Origin of the sequence: Bartonella sp. AA18HLJMS (assembly GCF_042197245.1) — a bacterium.
GTDB lineage: Bacteria > Pseudomonadota > Alphaproteobacteria > Rhizobiales > Rhizobiaceae > Bartonella.
In genome coordinates this window covers 1-522 of the sequence record NZ_JBHIRP010000099.1, presented here as the reverse complement: position 1 = coordinate 522, position 522 = coordinate 1, and the positions used below count along the sequence as shown (strand labels likewise).

1 protein-coding gene and 1 pseudogene are annotated in these 522 nt (G+C 35.1%); both read left to right on the top strand.

The features are described 5' to 3' along the window. Nucleotides 1–246 (top strand): annotated as a pseudogene (locus tag ACFINW_RS10165) (hypothetical protein); the annotation flags it as partial. A gap of 26 nt (nucleotides 247–272) precedes the next feature. Next, a complete protein-coding gene (locus ACFINW_RS10160) occupies nucleotides 273–404 on the top strand; it encodes a hypothetical protein (RefSeq protein WP_375621768.1) in 132 nt (43 codons plus the stop codon). Nucleotides 405–522 lie beyond the last annotated feature (118 nt).

Genomic DNA, 522 nt, shown 5'->3' with positions numbered 1-522 from the left:
GATGCGAAATGTGGATTTGCAGGAACTTCAAAAAATTGTGAAAACATGCGGTTAGCATTTTTAGAACTTCAGAAAGAGTATGAAGCAAAAGCAGCAGAAAGAAGTCGTAAAATTGACGAAGAAAATCGCAAATCAATGGAAAAATTGAAAGCTGAACAAGACGCTTGGATTGAAAAAATGAGAGCTAAACGAGAAGCAAGAGAACGCGCTAAAAGAGAAGCTGAACAACAACAAAATAACAATTAAGACACGATGAAGAGCGGAGCATCTAAATGGCAATAGTAACCAAAGGCATATTCACTAAGATAGACAATATGTTGATGAATCCCATTACAAAGACAATGGATAGCACCATTACACATCGCTATTGCGCTTTAGCTGCTCAACTTAAAGAGCCTTACTAACTATACAATAGATTTATGGCAACATTATGTCTGTCATCTCAATTTATCATCACTGGTTATAAAAACCGATAACACAAGCATAATTTAAAGATTGTGCTCAAAACTTGTAAAACTGAAA